Below are 16,184 nucleotides of genomic sequence, written 5' to 3'. Positions count from 1 at the left end.
CCTCAACGCCTGCCACGCCCGGCATCCTCACCGCTACCGAAACAAACCCACCGCACCACCCGCCCCGGCCCACGCCGGCATCAACCACAAAACCAACCAGCTGTCACAAACAGCTTGATTCATTCCGATTGTCCGGCGAACCCGGCGCGGTCCGGCGATCTCGGCGCATACGGCCGCGAGGGCCGACCGTCCCGGCGCACGTAGACTGGCATTATGCGGCTGGTAGCAAGTGACATCGACGGAACGATCCTCGGCCATGACGGCAAAATCAGCGGCCGGACTGTCCGCGCGTTCCACGCCTGCCGCGACGCCGGGCTGGAACTGGTGTTCGTCACGGGACGGCCGCCGCGCTGGCTCCACCCCCTGCAGGACCAGCTGGGGCACACCGGAACGGTCATCTGCTCCAACGGGGCCGTGGTGTGGGACCTCGAGGCGGACCGCATGCTCTCGGCGCGGACACTGGACCTTGACGCTATGTTCGAAGTCCGCCGCATCATCAAGCGGTTGCGTCCGTCCGCACTCTTTGCCGCCGAAACCCTGACCGGCTTCCACCTGGAGCCGGGGTTTATCGAAAACGGCTCGAGCGGACTGCTCGCGGAATTCACTCCGGCCCCGCTGCACACCACCCTCACCGAGGGGGACTCCATTGCGAAGTTCCTGGCCATAGTCCGGGAAGGCACCGCCGACGATTTCCTGGCCGAGGTGACGCCCGCCGTCGCCCATCTGGCCGCCGCAACGCACTCGGCGCCGAACATGGCCCTGCTGGAGCTGTCCCTGCCCGGCGTGAACAAGGCCGTGACCCTGGCTGAATATGCGTCGTCCCTCGGCATCGGCGCCGCGGACGTGGTGGCATTCGGGGACATGCCCAACGACATCGAGATGCTGCGCTGGGCCGGGCACGGCTACGCGATGGCCAGCGGCCACCCGGAAGCGATCCGGGCCGCCGGCCAGCAGGCCCCGCATTTCGACGACGACGGCGTCGCCCAGATCCTCGAGGCCAAGCTCGCCGAACTCGGCGTCCGGCTCCGCTAAAAGCCACCCGGCGCCCGGCTGTCCGAACAGGCGCCCGGCACGGCCGGCACTGCGCCGCACACCGGTCCAGTTCCCCGTGGACACCGGATTCCCAGCGGACAGTCAACTTGCGTTCACCTTGGCGTCCTAGGCTGGAAGCTCGCGACAGATCGTTTGACTGATAGTGGGGACATCATGGCCAGGCATCGCATCAACAACACGGACGAACAACCCCTGCACCCGGTGGAGCCGGACCGGCACTGGCGGCAGCTGCGCCAAGGCGACCGCGTCAGCGTCCGGCTGGGTCCGGGCTTCGAGACGGGCGGGCTCGTGGACGCCGTGACGGCGGACCACAGCGTGGTCTGGGTGGATCTCGACGGCGGCCGCGGCCGCACGCTGCTGCACTGCAGCGACGACGTCGAAATCCGCCAACACGAGTCCTGACACCTCGTCCCGCCAAGGGCAGCTGAGGCCCGGCGGCCGGCAGATCAAGGGCTCGGGTACGCTTCAGGAGTGACTGACCAGCACCCCTACTTTGCCCCTCGCGGCAATCGCGACGGCGGTCCGGAGGACACCGCAGCCCGGGCCCCGGGCGGCGTCCGGGCGCCCCTGGCGATGGCCCACCGGGGCTTCTCGCTGGACGGGCTGGAGAACTCGATGGCCGCGTTCCGCGCCGCCGTCGACCTCGGGTTCAGGCATCTGGAGACGGACGTGCACACAACGGCCGACGGCGTGCTGGTGCTCTTCCACGACAAAACCCTGGACCGGATCACGGAGGGCCGGGGCCGGATCGCGGACCTTCCGGCCGCGACCGTGGACCTGGCCAGGATCGGCGGGACCGAACCGATCCCGCGGTTCGAGGAACTGATCGCGGCCTTCCCGGACGTCCGGCTCAATGTCGACGTCAAGGACTGGAATTCCGTCGGTCCCCTGGCCTCGGCGATTGAACGCCACGGACTGCACGACCGCGTGCTGGTGGCCAGTTTCTCGGACCGGCGGCGCCGCGCGGTGCTGAAGCAGTTGAGCCGTCCTGCCGCGAGCTCGGCCGGCATCGTGTCCAATGCCGTGTTCGTTCTGCTCGGGCCCGTGCTGCCGACGCGGCTGATGTCCCTCGTGGCGCGCCGGGCGCTGCGCGGCGTCCACGCCCTTCAGGTCCCGGTCCGCTACGGCGCCGTGCCTGTGGTGACGCCCGGCTTCATCCGGCGGGCACACCGGCACGGCCTGCAGGTCCATGTGTGGACAGTCAACGAGCCCGCCGAAATGCACCGGCTGCTGGACCTCGGCGTCGACGGGATTGTCACGGACCGAGCGGACCTGCTCAAAGCGGTCCTGACGGAGCGCGGAACCTGGGCCTGAACACCGCGTCTCCTCAGCACGCCGGGACCGCCGGACTGGCAGGATAGAGCCATGCGCATCCTCATCGCCCCGGACAAGTTCAAGGGCTCCCTCACCGCCGTTGAAGCCGCCGCCGCCATTGCCGAAGGCGCCCTGCGCGTCTACCCCGACGCCGAAGCCATCCAGTTTCCGGTGGCCGACGGCGGCGAAGGGACCCTCGAGGCGGCCGTCGCGGCCGGCTACGAGGAACGGCTCAACGCAGTCGTTGGCCCCATCCTGGCCCCGATCGGTGCCGCGTGGGCCATCCGTGCCGACGCCTTCGGCGGGGCCACCGCGGTGATAGAAACGGCGCAGGCCTCCGGGCTGGCGCACATGGAGCCCACACCGGCGAACTCGCTGCGCGCCCACAGTTATGGCTGCGGCCAGCTGATTGCCGCCGCGCTGGACGCCGGTGCCACGGAAATCGTGCTGGGCGTAGGCGGTTCGGCCATGAGCGACGGCGGCAGCGGCGCACTCCGGGCCCTCGGACTCAAGCCGTTGGACGCCGCCGGCAACGTGGTGCCCCTCGGCGGAGGATCGCTCGCCGAGGTCGCATCCGTGGATATCAGTGGCCTCGATCCGCGGCTGGTCGAAGTGAAGTTCAGGATCGCCGTCGACGTCCAAAACCCGCTGTACGGCAGCGACGGGGCGGCGTACGTCTTCGGTCCGCAAAAAGGCGCCGACGCCGATGCGATTGAGCTGCTCGACGCCGGCCTGCGCAACTGGGCCTCGATCCTGCGCGCGTCGACGGGCCGGGACGTCAATGTGCCCGGCGCCGGCGCGGCCGGCGGCTTCCCGGCGTCGTTCCTGGCCTTCAGCACCGCCGCCCTCGAAGGCGGCTTCGAGCTGGTGGCCGGGCTCACCGGGCTTGCCGCGAAACTCGCCGTGGCTGATTTGGTCATCACCGGGGAGGGCTCCATGGACAGCCAATCGCTGACGGGCAAGGCGCCGATCGCCCTCGCCGACGCGGCCCAGGCCCTCGGCATTCCGGTGATCGTGGTGGCCGGCCGGATCCTCGTCACCCCGGAGGACCTCGGCCGGCACGGAGTCGTCGCCGCGGCGCAACTGCTGGACGTCGCCGGCAGCGCGGAGGACGCTGTCGCCAACGCCGCAAAGTACCTTGCCTGGGTCACCAGCCAGGTCCTCGAAGGCGCCTAGCGCACCTGCTGGCCGGCTGCCGTGCCGACCACCTTGTGGTTCAGGCGCCGGTCTCGTAGTGCGGCTCGGCCACGGGTTTGGACTCGGGGGAGCCCTTCTCGCGCAGGTAGACCGAGGCGCCCACCAGGACCGCCACAGCGAGGAACTCGCTTTGCCAGTTCTGGAAGGACTCGAACCAGAATCGGCTCGTCGCCAGATAGCCCAGCACCGTCACGGTGGGCTGTCCGTGTGCCTCCTGGTCACTGTTGTACTCGTCCGTGCCGCCAACCGCGTGCAGCATGAAGGATGCCAGGAACAGCAGCAGGAACATGATCGAAAGCGAGTGTTCGTAGAGCGTGAGCACCCAGCCGCCGCGCCGTACGGGCCAAGGGGTGGAAGCCTTGACCCTGGCCTGCCGGGGGTCCTCGTCCTGCGGGGCAGTGCGGCCCATTGGCTTGGACTCCGAGGACCCCTTTTGGAACAGGAAGACGGTCAGGACGACGTACATGCCCATCTGCAGGAATTCCGACTCCCAGTTCTCGAATGTCGCCTCCAGGAAGGCCCCGGTGCCGAGGTACCTCAGGACGGTCACGGCCGGTTCGCCGTGGGCCATCTGCTCGTCGCTGTAGGTGCTGGCTCCGCTGAGGACCATGCCGCCGAAAAAGATGGCGAACAGCCCGATATTGGCCAGCAGCAGTCCGTGTTCCTTGACCCACCTGCCCATGGTTCCTCCCGTGCCTGCCCCGAGCTGCTCCTGCGAAACGTCCGTCATAGTGGCTCCTCCTCGCGGCCCTTGCGGTGGAGGCCGGCAGGGACGACCACCAACAGCAGCACCAGCACGGCCAGCAGGCCGGCGCCGGCTATCACGCCCGCCGTCCGGCCCACGGTGACGTCGAAAATGAGGGATGTGGTACCCACGCTCAGGAGCCCGACGCCGGCCAGTGAGAACTTGGCGATGGTGTCGGCGCTGGCCACGAGCGTGGCCTTCAGGCCTTGCCGGAACAGCCGGCGGTGCACGCTCACAGGCAGCAGGATCGTGGCCGTGGTGAGGGCGGCCAGGACGACGTTGGCAAGGTACAGGCGGGTCTGGTAATCATCGAGCGTCTCGAAGCGCGCCTGGAACGGCAGCGTCAGCAGGAAGCCGGCAAGGAGCTGGACCCCGGTCTGGAGAACCCGCAGTTCCTGCAGCAGTTCGGCCCAGTTGCGGTCCATCCGCTCAGCGCGTGATTCATCCCTGCCGTCATCCTTCGGCGCCACTGGGCCTGTCATTTGGTGCTCCTCCGCGCAATCCTGAAATCATCGTGAACCTGCCGCAGCGTGCAGTCCACCCTCAACCTAGGCTTGAGAGTTGCCAAAAACAAGTCGGTACTAAGCTTGCTGATGATATTGCGGTTAGGGTAAGACTGTTTACTTCGCTGGGACGTTCTCCGAGGGCCCCGTCACACGGGCCCCGAGGCGCATCCCTGGAAACCGACACACATTGGTTAGGTGGACTATGAGTGACGCAAGCAGCACCGCAGCCAGCAGCTCGGGCGGCCAGGGCAAGCAGCAGGACCAGCCGCGCGATCCCCGCGCCGGCTACCATTCCGGCCCGTTCCCGGAACAGGTCCAGAAACAGCCCGGCCTCACCTCGCCGATGGAGCCCAAACCGGACCACGGCGAGGAAAGCTATCGCGGCAGCGGCGCCCTGAACGGCAAAGCCGCCCTCATCACGGGCGGTGACTCCGGAATCGGCAAAGCGGTGGCGATCGCCTTCGCCCGTGAGGGGGCCGACGTCGCCATCTCCTACTTGCCGGAGGAAGAGGAAGACGCGCAGGACACCGCCGAGTGGATCCGGAAGGCCGGACGCAAGGCCCTGCTGCTTCCTGGCGACGGCCGCAGCGAGGACTTCGCGGCGAACATCGTGAAGGCGACGCTGGCCGAATTCGGGGGCCTCAATGTCCTGGTGCTCAATGCGGCCTACCAGAAGAACCGGGACAGCCTGGAATCGCTCCCCACCGAAGAGTTCGACCGTGTCTTCAAAACCAATCTGTACTCCCTGCTCTGGACCGCCCGCGCCGCCGTCCCGCACCTGAAAGCCGGCGCCTCCATCATCACCACCGCATCGATCCAGGCCTTCAACCCGTCCCCGCAACTCATCGACTACGCCATGACCAAGGCGGCGCAGGTAGCGTTCACCAAGGCGCTGGCGCAGGAGCTCGGGCCAAAGGGGATCAGGGTCAACGCCGTGGCCCCCGGCCCCATCTGGACGCCGCTGATTCCGGCCACCGAGTGGCCGGAGAAGTTGCCGTCCTTTGGCCAGGACACGCCCCTGCAGCGGGCGGGGCAGCCGGCGGAGCTCGCGGCGGCCTATGTGCTTCTCGCCTCGGACCACGGTTCCTACATTTCCGGAGCAGTCCTTCCGGTCACCGGAGGCAAAGGACTCTGAGCCCGCTCCGGACCCGTCCCAATGCCAGCTAGTCCCATTTCCAACGACAGGAGCAATGACATGACTGACAACCAGCAGGATCCGAAGACCGCCAAAGAAGAGGGCGGCTACGGCGCGCCGACCGCCGAGCAGGAAATGGCCGGCCGGCATGTCCGGGCGGAGTCCGGGGCTGCCGTGCCGTCTGCCGAGGCCGAAATGGACCCGGCAAATACCGACGAGCCTGCCCCCGGGCGGTCCTTCTCCTCAGAGTCCGGGCAGGATGCTGCAGGATTGCCGGACGGCTCCGGGACGGACCTGCCGGAGAGCAGGTCGCCGAAGGACCGCGACGACGACAAGGACGCCTTCGACGCCGGCTAGTCCCCGCGCCGTCGCCCCCCGTCGCCCCTCCGCTGCGGCGCTGCCGTCCCAAGGAGTGGCCCTGACAGCGAAGGAGGCCGGACTCCTGCCTGTGGGCGGAGTCCGGCCTCCTTCGTCTGCGGTAAGTAGCCCGTTCGCGGCGCTTCTTAGCGGAGTTTTTTAGCGGCGCTTCTTGGGAGTGCGCTTTGTGGCTGCCTTGACCGCGGCCGTCGAGGCCGCAGCCGGTGAAGGATCTTCAGTTTCCGGCTCTGCCACCGTGCCGCGCACCTTCGCGATTGCCTTCATGCCGTGGTAGATCACCAGCGCCGCAGCCGAGCCCAGCGCGATCCCGGTGAACTTCAGGTCCCCGATGGTCCAGGTGTAGTCGGCAATCCCGACAATGAGGGCGACGGCGGCCGTGGTCAGGTTGATCGAGTTGGAGAAGTTCACCTTGTTCTGGACCCAGATCTTCACACCCAGCACGCCGATCATGCCGTAGAGCATCGTGGCCGCGCCGCCCAGGACGCCGGCGGGGACGGTGGCGATGAGTTCGCCAAACTTCGGCGAGAAGCTCAGGATCACTGCAAAGACCCCGGCTACCCAGTACGCCGCCGTCGAATACACCTTGGTGGCAGCCATGACGCCGATGTTCTCGGCGTACGTGGTGGTCCCGGACCCGCCGCCCAGACCGGCAAGTACAGTGGCGGCGCCGTCTGCCAGCAGCGCCCGGCCGGAGACGCCGTCGAGGTTTTGCCCTGTCATGGCCGACACGGACTTCACATGGCCGATGTTCTCCGCCACCAGCACCAGCACCACCGGCACGAAGAGGCCCACGACGCCGAGGTGGAACTCGGGAGTCTGGAAGTGCGGCAGGCCGACCCACGCCGCGCCGTCTATCTTGGAGAAGTTCACCTCGCCCCGGATCATCGCAACAAGGTAGCCCACCAGAACGCCCACCAGGATGCTCAGCCGGCCCAGCATGCCGCGGAACAGCACGCTGACCACGATGATGACGGCCAGGGTGATGAAGGCTGTCACCGGGGCCTGGTCGAAGCTGCTCTTCGCCGCGGGCGCCAGGTTCAGCCCGATCAAGGCCACGATCGCGCCGGTCACGATCGGCGGCATGACCCGGTTGATCCAGCCGGCGCCGAACTTCTGCACCACGGCACCAACCACGGCGAGGGCCGCGCCGGCCAGCACCACGCCGCCCAGCGCCCCGGGGATGCCGAACTGCTGCTGGGAAGCCATGATCGGTGCGATGAACGCGAAGCTGGAACCGAGGTAGCTCGGCACGCGTCCCTGCGTGATGACCAGGAACAGCAGGGTGCCGATGCCGGAGAAGAACAAGGTGGTGGCTGGCGGCATGCCCGTGATGATCGGGACCAGGAAGGTGGCACCGAACATGGCCACAACGTGCTGCATCCCGATCCCTACCGTCAGGGGCCAGATGAGCCGCTCATCCGGCCTGACGACCTCACCGGGGCGGATGGACTTGCCTGTGCCGTGGAGCTTCCATTTGGTGCCGAGCATGCTCATGCCGGGAGCCTTTCAGAGAATGTGGGGAGGGGGCGGAAGGAATCTTCCCGAGCAACTTTACCGCCCAGGGGTTTACCGGCCGATCCTCTACCGGCCGTCCGTTGCCTCCGGAGGGCGTGTGTTGGAGGGCGTGGATCGGGACGGCGCGGATCGGGACGGCGCGGATCGGGACGGCGGGGTGTGCCGGGCTGGTGTCCGACGTCACAGGACGCCGCGGGAAGCAGACGCAGGCCGTTGAAGTTGCAAATATGGACAGCAGGAGAAGCCGGCCACCCAAGAGTGCGCCAGCCCAGGGAAAGGGATGCGAATGACGATCGCCCATGAAGAAGCAGTAATCGACGCAGCAGCGGTGGACGCCATCTTTGCCGAGGCCCGCACCGCGAACGCCTTCACCGGCGACGTTACTGAGGACCAGGCCCGCGCCATCTACGAACTGACGAAGTTCGGCCCCACCGCCTTCAACTCCCAGCCGCTGCGCGTAACCTACGTGCGCTCCGACGAAGCCCGGGCCACGCTCGTGGACGCACTTTCCGCCGGAAACCGTGCCAAGACGGCCTCCGCGCCGCTCGTCGCGGTCCTGAGCTACGACACCGCCTGGCAGGAACAGTGGGACGCGTTCCTTCCCGGCTACAACGCCCCGAAGGCCATGTATGACGCCGCGCCGGACCTCGCCGCGGCCACGGGCAACAACAACGCCCACCTGCAGGCCGGCTACTTCATCCTCGCGGTCCGCTCCCTGGGCCTCGCGGCCGGCCCGATGACCGGTGCCGACTTCGCCAAGATCGACGCCGCGTTCTTCCCCGACGGGAGCCAGAAGAGCTTCCTGGTGGTCAACATCGGCCAGCCCGGGGAAGATGCATGGGGCGCAGCCAAGCCGAAATTCGCCTACGAGGACGTCGTCCGTACCGTCTAAGGCCCCAGCGCCGCCCTCCGGCGCTGTCCGCCCGCGGAGGTGCCTCCGGCACCATGGGGGACAGGCCGGAGGCACGCGGGATGCGATTCTGCGGTTCAGCGCAAGGCCCACATCCAGGGCCACTTCCTATTTTAGTCCGTGCCTTCGCCGCCGGCACTGTGCGTTTTGCGACGGCCGCCCGGTCCGTAAACGCCGCGACGTGGCACACTTTTCCCATGCGGAACCTGATCGCGGTGGCCTTCGTGGAACCGGTAGCCGAGGGGCTCGAGTTTCCCCGTGATGACTGGCCGCTGCACCTCACCCTGGTTAAGTTCGACGTGGTTAAGTTCGATGTGGTTAAGTTCGGCGCCGTCGAACCCCGCGAGGAAGCCGGCACCGAACCTGAACCTGACGCGCCGGCCTCAGTCGATCCGCTCGCCGAACGGATCGCCACCCTCATGGCGGACCCGGTGACCGCTGCCCTGGGCTGCCGGCTCAGCGTGGACGGCGAAGCCGGGTTCGGGCGCGCAGGGTCGATCCCGGTCAACCTGATTGAGCCCAGCGAAGAGCTGCAGTTCCTCCACAACGAGCTGGTCCGGATCGTGGAGCAGCTGCCCGGCAGGATCTCGACGCCCGCCTACACCCTGGAAGGATACCGGCCGCACGTCTCGCACCACGGCGACAAACGGCTCCAGCAGGGCGACACCTTCGCCCTTGACCGGATAGCGCTGGTGGACATGGCGCCCGACGGCGGGCACGCCACGCGCCGGATCCTGAAGTTGTGGACCGAAGGCCCGGCGTAAGCGCCGGAACGGTCTCATGGGATAGCCTTCCCGTCATATCCGGGACACCGGCGGTGGATTCCTGCGGGCCGGGTGCCATACTTGGGTCAACTTCGACGGTGAAGTGACGTATTCGGGCAAATCACGGCGGACCGGGGGGACCACTAAATGATGCTTGACACCGCGACACTGCGGGTTGCCTTGGCGCTTGTCGACCTCACACTGCTCATGCTGTTCTACTTCATCACGTTCCGGCGCACCCGGTCGCCCTACAGCGGCTGGTGGTGCATGGCCCTCTTGCTGTTCCTGGTCGGCAACGCCGCGTACCTGCTGGACGGTACGGTGCACCAGGGGTGGGCCAACCCTGCCGGCAACGTCCTGCTGGTCGCCGGTGCCGCCAGCATCTGGGCCGGCGGACGATCGCTGAGGGCCCCCTCACCCCGGCTCTGGCACCTCGCGGCCGGCCCGGCTGCCACCGCCGTCGCTTCAGTTCTTGACCACCCGGCCACCAACACGTGGGCCGGAGGCCCCGTGTACCTGGGATTCATGGCCGTGCTGATCGGCTTGGGATCCCGGGAGCTGTTCCTGCTCGAGCGCGACTACTCGCGCGTCCACCGTCCCCTCGCCGTCGGCGCCGGCATCCTGGCCGTTTTCTACCTTGGCCGCCTCTTCGCCTTCCTGACGAAGGGACCGGACGGTGCGGTTTTCACGTCAGTCTTCGGATCCGTCCCCATGACGGTCTTCTCGATGGTGACGCTGGTGGTTGCTTCCTTCACCATGGCCGAGCTGAGCTACGAACAACAGACCCGGGATCTGCGGGCCCGCGCCACCGTGGATGGCCTCACGGGCCTGCTCAACCGCTCGGCGTTCCTGGATCTTGCGGAAAACGAACTGCGCCGCTTGCGCCGGACCGGCACCACGGCGTCGCTGATCCTGGCGGACCTGGACCACTTCAAGACGATCAACGACCAGTTCGGCCACTCAGCCGGAGACTCCGCCCTGCAGGCGTTTGCCAGGGCCTGCGCCGGTAGCGTCCGCTCCACCGACCTCGTGGGCCGCTACGGCGGCGAGGAATTCATCCTCCTGCTGCCGGGCGTCACGCCGGACCGGGCGCAGGAAATCGCGGCCGACATCAGCGTCCGGCTCCATCAAACCGGCTCGGCAGCCGTTCCCCGGCTGCCCACCGTGAGCTACGGCATCGCGTCCACCGGCTCCGGACCGGACGGCCTCGACGCTGCAGTGGTCCTGGCCGACGCGGCCCTCTACCAGGCAAAAACGCTTGGCAGGGACCGCGCCGAGTTGGCCACCGGCGGCTGAACTACGAAATAACGCCGTCCACCAGCGCCTTCGCCTCGGCCTGGACCTGCTTGAGGTGCTCGGCACCCTTGAAGGACTCGGCGTAGATCTTGTAAACGTCCTCCGTGCCGGAGGGCCGGGCCGCGAACCAGGCGTTCTCGGTCACAACCTTGAGGCCGCCAATCGCCGCGCCGTTGCCCGGCGCCTCGGTCAGCTTCGCCGTAATCGTTTCGCCGGCCAACTCTGTCGCGGTGACGTCGGACGAAGAGAGCTTGCCGAGGGCCGCCTTCTGCTCCCGGGTGGCCGCCGCGTCGATCCGGGCGTAGACCGGGTCGCCGAACTGGTCGGTGAGGCCCTTGTACAGCTGCGACGGTGACTTGCCCGTTACCGCCGTGATCTCCGAGGCCAGCAGTGCCAGCAGGATGCCGTCCTTGTCGGTGGTCCAGACGCTGCCGTCCATCTTGTTAAAGGAGGCACCGGCGGATTCCTCGCCGCCGAAAGCGCCTTCTCCGGACAGCAGCCCGGGGACGAACCACTTGAAGCCCACGGGAACCTCGACAAGCTTGCGGCCCAGGCTTTCAGCCACGCGGTCAATGATCGAGGAGGAGACCAGGGTTTTGCCGATCACGGACTGCGGGTTCCAGCCGGTGCGGTGCCGGTACAGGTAATCGATGGCGACGGCGAGGTAATGGTTCGGGTTCATCAGCCCGCCGTCCGGCGTAACGATTCCGTGGCGGTCGGCGTCCGCGTCGTTGCCGGTGGCGACGTCGAACTTGGCGCCGTCGGACATGCGGTTGATCAGGGAGGCCATCGCCGACGGCGAGGAGCAATCCATCCGGATCTTTTCGTCCCAGTCGAGGGTCATGAAGGCCCACTGGGGGTCGACGGTGGGGTTGACCACGGTGAGGTTCAGGTGGTGCCGCTCGCCGATCTCGCCCCAGTAGTCCACCGACGCGCCGCCCATCGGGTCGGCGCCGATCCGCACGCCAGCCTCGCGGATCGCATTCAGGTCCAGCACCGAGGGGAGGTCGTCGACGTAGCTGCTGAGGAAGTCGAACTTGCCGGTGGTCCCGGCGGCGAGGGCGTCGGCCACTGGGATCCGCTTGACTCCGCGCAGGCCGTTTTCGAGGAGCTCGTTGGCGCGGTTGGCGATCCAGCCGGTGGCGTCGGTGTCGGCGGGGCCGCCGTGCGGGGGGTTGTACTTGAATCCGCCGTCTCCCGGCGGGTTGTGGCTCGGGGTCACCACGATGCCGTCGGCCTGCGGCGCGCCCGGAGCGGCGTTCCGGTTGTGCGTAAGGATGGCGTGGCTCAGGGCAGGGGTGGGGGTGTAGCCGTGGCGCGCGTCGATGAGGACGTGCACGCCATTGGCCGCCAGCACCTCAAGGGCGGAGTTTTGTGCGGGCTCGCTCAGGCCATGGGTGTCCTTCGCCATGTAAAGGGGGCCGGTGATGCCTTGGCCCGCGCGATATTCCACGATCGCCTGCGTGATGGCGAGGATGTGGGGTTCGTTAAAGGACGCCTTCAGGCTCGATCCCCGGTGCCCGGAGGTACCGAAGGCCACCCGCTGGCCCGGGTCCGAGAGGTCCGGCGAAACGTCGTAGTACGCATCCAATAGCGCAGTGAGGTCAACAAGGTCTTGGGGTTGGGCAACAGTGCCCGCGCGGCTAGCCATGGCACCAGCATGCCAGACGAGGGCGGGGTGCAGCACGGTTTCGCGTCAAACCCGTTCCTGTGACGAAAGAAAACCCGCCGATCGGCCCGGTCCCAAGCCAACCCTGCGGCGGTACGCTGGATCCAGAGACTTCTTGAGGGGACATGCCATGACTGAACAGCCAAAACAAGGCAAAGACGAGACCCCGGAGGGTTACCAGCCGACCCTGCGGCTCCCGGACCACCAACCGGACTTTCCGCCAGAGCAGGCACCGCCCGCCAGTAAGGACCACGGACAGTCGGCGACGCAGCAGTTCGCGCAGCCGGGGTCAGGGCAGCAGCCCTATGCGGGCGCGCAGCCGGGGTCCGGGCAGCAGCCCGACACGGGCCAGCAGCCCCACGTCGGCCAGCAGCCCCACGCGGGCCAGCAGCAGCCCGGCCAGCAGCAGCCCGGCCAGGCGGCACCTGGCCATGGCCAGTTCTCAAGCCCGTACCCTCCGATCTACGGCGAGTCCGACCGGGCGCCATATGCGGCGGGCCAGCCGGGCTACGGCCAAGCGGCCTACAACCAGCCGGCCCCACCGTATGGCCAACCGTCGCCGTACGCTCAGCCGGGCAGTCCCAACGCCTACGGTCAGCCCGCGTACTACGGCGCACCGGCGGCGCCCAAGAGCCTGAGCATCGCCAGCATGTGCTGCGGCATCGCCGCGCTGGTGGGATTCGGATTCTTCCTGCTCCCGCAGCTGGCCGCCGTCATCCTGGGACACCTGGCCCTGCGGCGCGAACCGGCCGGCAGGGGCATGGCGATCGCCGGCCTCGTGATGGGATACGTCGGCATCGCCGTCACTATCCTGGTGCTGGTCATTTTCGGACTGGTCATCGGCACCGCACGCAACAGCGGATACGGCGTCTAGGCCTGCCCTGCGGCCGGGGCCTGCGTCGGCTCAGCGTGTCAGCGCAGCCACGAGCGCTCCGGCATTGGCCTCAAGCCAGGCACGCCGCCGGTTGATCTGGCCGCCCACGCCGTCCTGCCACATCCGCGCCCAGCCGCCGCCCAGGGCCGCGGCGTTGTGCCGCATCCGTTCGAAGCTGAGCGCCGCGGCCTCGATCCCGGCGCCGGGCACCCGGCGTCGTTCATCCTCGGTCCAGCCGTAGGCGTCGGCGAAGGTGCGCAGCCGGCGGAACGGGTCGTGGTCATCCCAGCCCGGCCACGCGTCTGACGGGTCGCGGAGCGGCACCCAGTGCATGGCGGTATTGAGCGAATCGTGGAGTGCCGTGGCGGGTCCGGCGAGGTCGAAATCCGCCAGTCCCGCGGCCAGGCCGTCCCGGACCACCACGTTCTGGGGTGTGACGTCCAGATGGCAGATGAGCCCGGCGGCATCGGAGGGGTTCGGCCGGACCGGCCGGGGCGGGAACGCGTGGACCTGCGGCACGAAGCCCGCTGACGCGGTGTGCAGGCGCCGCACCAGGCGGGCCACGGAGGCCAGCAGGTCCTCGGACTGCACCCAGGCTTCCGGCGGCGCCCCGGCGCACTGTCCCGGCACGAAGGTCAGGACGTCCCGGCCTTCTATGTCGCGGCCGAGGAAGCGCGGGGAGCCCTCAAAGCCGGCGTCGTGGAGCCAGTCGAGATACTCGGCGACGGCGAATGATTGTTCCTGGTGCGGGCGGCGGATGGTTCCGCCAACCCGCACCACACCCGCGGTGACATCGCCCGCCGGCATACTTTCGACGTCGGACGCCTCGCCCGGGGCGGGGGTGTAGACGCGCGAAGCAACCGGGACGCGATGCACGGGGTTCATCGGGTCAGCGTACGCCGCCCATGAGCTTCTTGATCGCCGGGGAGGCGACCGCCAGGCCCACAGCCAGCAGCATCGCGGTTCCACCGATGCCGAGGAAGTAGGGCAGCTCGTCCTGCGGGTTGTACAGGCCGGACAGGATGCCGGCCACCGTGGTGCCCAGGGACACGGAGAGGAAGAACAGCGCCACCATCTGGGTGTGGAAGGCCTTGGGCGCCAGCTTGGTGGTGACGGACAGGCCGATGGGGGAGAGAAACAGCTCCGCGAGAGTGAAAAGGAGCAGGATTCCAACGAGTGCCAGCAGAGGGGTCTTGCCGGCGCCGGCCAGCGGGATGAAGGCAAGGAAAGCAAGGCCCATCACGAAGAGGCCTATCGAGAACTTCAGCGCCGAACCGGGCTGCTTCCGGCCGAGCCGGGTCCACAGGGCGGCCATGATGCCGGCAAAGATGATGATGAACACCGGGTTAATGGACTGGACCCAGGCGGCAGGCATTTCCCAGCCGAAGAGATTCCGGTCCAGTTTCTCCTCCGAGTACACGGCAATGAACGTGAACTGCTGCTGGAACAGCGCCCAGAACGCGGCCGAGGCGATATACAGCGGGATAAACGCCGCCACCCGTCCGCGCTCGGTGGCGGTGATCTTCTTGCTGCTGAAGATCAGGGCAAAGTACAGCACAGACGCGCCAATGGCGGCGTAGGCCATGGACACGGCAAGGTTCTCGGCGTTCACGGTGCCGGTCACGAGCAGCACGGCGATGATCACGGCGATGCCGGCGAAGATCAAGCCGTACCGGGTGCGCTGGGCGGCCGGGAGGGGATTCGGTACCCGGTGTGCTTCTGCGGGCAGTTTCTTGCGGCCCAGCGAGTAGATGACCAGGCCCACGGCCATGCCGACGGCGGCGGCGCCGAAGCCCCAGTGGAAGCCCTGGCTTTCCTGCAGCCAGCCGGTGACCAGCGGGCCGATCAGCGCACCGGCATTGATGCCCATGTAGAAGATGGAGAACCCGGCGTCGCGGCGTTCGTCCTTCTCGCCGTACAGGCTGCCGACGAGGGCGGTGGCATTGGCCTTCAGCCCGCCGGAGCCGACGCCCACCAGCACCAGTCCGGCGATCAGGCCGGGTACGCCGGGCACGAGTGCCAGCCCGATGTGGCCGGCCATGATCAGGACGGCCGCGCCGAACAGCACGCGCTCGGACCCGAAGAGCCGGTCCGCGAGCCAGGCGCCGAGGATTGTGGAGAGGTAGACGCCGCCACCGTAGGCGCCGACCAGGCCGGCCGCCAGGGCCTGCGGAATCTCAAGGCCACCCTGGGCGGCCGAGAAGTACATGTAATAGAGGAGGATCCCCTGCATTCCGTAGAAGGAGAAGCGCTCCCACATCTCTACGGAGAAAAGGCTGGCCAGCATCTTTGGGTGGCCAAAAAACGACGTGTCGTCCGGCGTCTTCGTGGGGGGACTGAACGAGGGATCGCCCGGCGTTGTAGCGGGGGGATGGGATAAATGAGTTGTGCTCATTTACTTAATGGTGACATTGTGACGCGCGATTGTCACATTCGCGCAGGCCCCAGGCAAGCAACCCAAACCGTGTTTTGCCTCTCTTTCGGGAGGACTTCCCGGGGCGTGCCGGGCCGCGCGGCTATGTCCTAGGCGGTCTCCCCGGCGGGCTCGCCGACGGGCTCGTCCGCGTCGAACATGATGATCTGCCGGATAGCGTGGCCGTCTGCCAGCTGGTCCATGGCCCGGTTGATGTCGGCCAGGGCGATGCGGTCCGAGATCAGCTCCTCGACGGGGAGTTTCCCGTCCCGCCACAACTGGGCGTATTTCGGGATATCCCGCGACGGGACGGCCGAGCCAAGATAGCTGCCCACAATTGTCCTGGCTTCTGCGGTGACGGTCAGGGGCGCCAGCTGGGCGCGGGCATCGGGGGAGGGTAGCCCGGCCGTGACGG

16 protein-coding genes and 1 pseudogene are annotated in these 16,184 nt (G+C 67.8%); 10 read left to right on the top strand and 7 right to left on the bottom strand.

Annotated features, from left to right (window positions below):
• The first annotated feature begins 213 nt into the window (after positions 1-213).
• The 4 genes from LQV16_RS20135 (at position 214) to LQV16_RS20120 (ending at position 3,543) form a co-directional block, all read left to right on the top strand.
• Positions 214-1,032, top strand: a complete 819-nt coding sequence (locus tag LQV16_RS20135) for an HAD family hydrolase (RefSeq protein WP_229995642.1) — start codon at positions 214-216, stop codon at positions 1,030-1,032.
• Between the two features lie 174 nt (positions 1,033-1,206).
• Entirely contained in the window at positions 1,207-1,455 is a 249-nt protein-coding gene (locus tag LQV16_RS20130) for a hypothetical protein (protein ID WP_229995641.1), read from the top strand.
• A gap of 69 nt (positions 1,456-1,524) precedes the next feature.
• A complete protein-coding gene (locus LQV16_RS20125; protein WP_229995640.1) occupies positions 1,525-2,367 on the top strand; it encodes a glycerophosphodiester phosphodiesterase in 843 nt (280 codons plus the stop codon).
• A 51-nt stretch (positions 2,368-2,418) separates the two neighbouring features.
• On the top strand, positions 2,419-3,543 hold the full coding sequence (locus LQV16_RS20120) for a glycerate kinase (protein WP_229995639.1): 1,125 nt from the start codon (positions 2,419-2,421) through the stop codon (positions 3,541-3,543).
• Positions 3,544-3,583: 40 nt separating this feature from the next.
• Here LQV16_RS20120 and LQV16_RS20115 read toward each other — a convergent pair whose 3' ends face one another.
• Both LQV16_RS20115 and LQV16_RS20110 read right to left on the bottom strand, forming a co-directional pair.
• Complete coding sequence (locus LQV16_RS20115; RefSeq protein WP_356815845.1) at positions 3,584-4,294, bottom strand: DUF6766 family protein; 711 nt, start codon at positions 4,292-4,294, stop codon at positions 3,584-3,586.
• The gene (locus tag LQV16_RS20110; RefSeq protein ID WP_229995638.1) at positions 4,291-4,791 is read right to left on the bottom strand and encodes a DUF6328 family protein; all 501 of its coding nucleotides are present in this window, start codon (positions 4,789-4,791) and stop codon (positions 4,291-4,293) included. The genes LQV16_RS20115 and LQV16_RS20110 overlap by 4 nt, the downstream gene beginning before the upstream one ends.
• Positions 4,792-5,017: 226 nt before the next feature.
• Here LQV16_RS20110 and LQV16_RS20105 point away from each other — a divergent pair, with 226 nt between their 5' ends.
• Both LQV16_RS20105 and LQV16_RS20100 read left to right on the top strand, forming a co-directional pair.
• The gene (locus LQV16_RS20105) at positions 5,018-5,950 is read left to right on the top strand and encodes an SDR family oxidoreductase (protein ID WP_229995637.1); all 933 of its coding nucleotides are present in this window, start codon (positions 5,018-5,020) and stop codon (positions 5,948-5,950) included.
• Positions 5,951-6,010: 60 nt separating this feature from the next.
• Positions 6,011-6,307, top strand: coding sequence for a hypothetical protein (locus tag LQV16_RS20100; RefSeq protein WP_229995636.1), 297 nt, complete (start codon positions 6,011-6,013; stop codon positions 6,305-6,307).
• A gap of 159 nt (positions 6,308-6,466) precedes the next feature.
• Here LQV16_RS20100 and LQV16_RS20095 read toward each other — a convergent pair whose 3' ends face one another.
• Positions 6,467-7,822, bottom strand: a complete 1,356-nt coding sequence (locus LQV16_RS20095) for a solute carrier family 23 protein (RefSeq protein WP_229995635.1) — start codon at positions 7,820-7,822, stop codon at positions 6,467-6,469.
• A gap of 307 nt (positions 7,823-8,129) precedes the next feature.
• On the opposite strand from LQV16_RS20095, the gene LQV16_RS20090 reads away from it, so the two are divergent.
• The 3 genes from LQV16_RS20090 (at position 8,130) to LQV16_RS20080 (ending at position 10,813) form a co-directional block, all read left to right on the top strand.
• Positions 8,130-8,735, top strand: a complete 606-nt coding sequence (locus LQV16_RS20090) for a malonic semialdehyde reductase (protein WP_229995634.1) — start codon at positions 8,130-8,132, stop codon at positions 8,733-8,735.
• A gap of 215 nt (positions 8,736-8,950) precedes the next feature.
• Positions 8,951-9,517 (top strand): hypothetical protein, encoded by a 567-nt coding sequence (locus LQV16_RS20085; RefSeq protein ID WP_229995633.1) that lies wholly within the window; start codon positions 8,951-8,953, stop codon positions 9,515-9,517.
• A 147-nt stretch (positions 9,518-9,664) separates the two neighbouring features.
• Positions 9,665-10,813, top strand: a complete 1,149-nt coding sequence (locus LQV16_RS20080) for a GGDEF domain-containing protein (protein ID WP_229995632.1) — start codon at positions 9,665-9,667, stop codon at positions 10,811-10,813.
• A 1-nt stretch (position 10,814) separates the two neighbouring features.
• Here LQV16_RS20080 and pgm read toward each other — a convergent pair whose 3' ends face one another.
• A complete protein-coding gene (gene pgm, locus LQV16_RS20075) occupies positions 10,815-12,464 on the bottom strand; it encodes a phosphoglucomutase (alpha-D-glucose-1,6-bisphosphate-dependent) (protein WP_229995631.1) in 1,650 nt (549 codons plus the stop codon).
• Positions 12,465-12,612: 148 nt separating this feature from the next.
• Between pgm and LQV16_RS20070 the strand changes: the two genes are divergently transcribed.
• On the top strand, positions 12,613-13,356 hold the full coding sequence (locus LQV16_RS20070) for a DUF4190 domain-containing protein (RefSeq protein ID WP_229995630.1): 744 nt from the start codon (positions 12,613-12,615) through the stop codon (positions 13,354-13,356).
• Between the two features lie 30 nt (positions 13,357-13,386).
• Here the strand turns inward: LQV16_RS20070 and LQV16_RS20065 are convergent, their stop codons facing one another.
• The 3 genes and pseudogenes from LQV16_RS20065 to LQV16_RS20055 form a co-directional block, all read right to left on the bottom strand.
• Positions 13,387-14,241, bottom strand: coding sequence for a phosphotransferase (locus LQV16_RS20065; RefSeq protein WP_229995629.1), 855 nt, complete (start codon positions 14,239-14,241; stop codon positions 13,387-13,389).
• Positions 14,242-14,245: 4 nt separating this feature from the next.
• Positions 14,246-15,751, bottom strand: coding sequence for a peptide MFS transporter (locus LQV16_RS20060; RefSeq protein ID WP_290369405.1), 1,506 nt, complete (start codon positions 15,749-15,751; stop codon positions 14,246-14,248).
• Between the two features lie 128 nt (positions 15,752-15,879).
• Positions 15,880-16,184: pseudogene (locus LQV16_RS20055) on the bottom strand (alcohol dehydrogenase); the annotation flags it as partial.

Source organism: Arthrobacter sp. Bi26, from assembly GCF_918697925.1.
Classification (GTDB): domain Bacteria; phylum Actinomycetota; class Actinomycetes; order Actinomycetales; family Micrococcaceae; genus Arthrobacter.
Note: the sequence above shows the minus strand (reverse complement) of the source record. Positions and strands in the feature narration are given on the sequence as shown.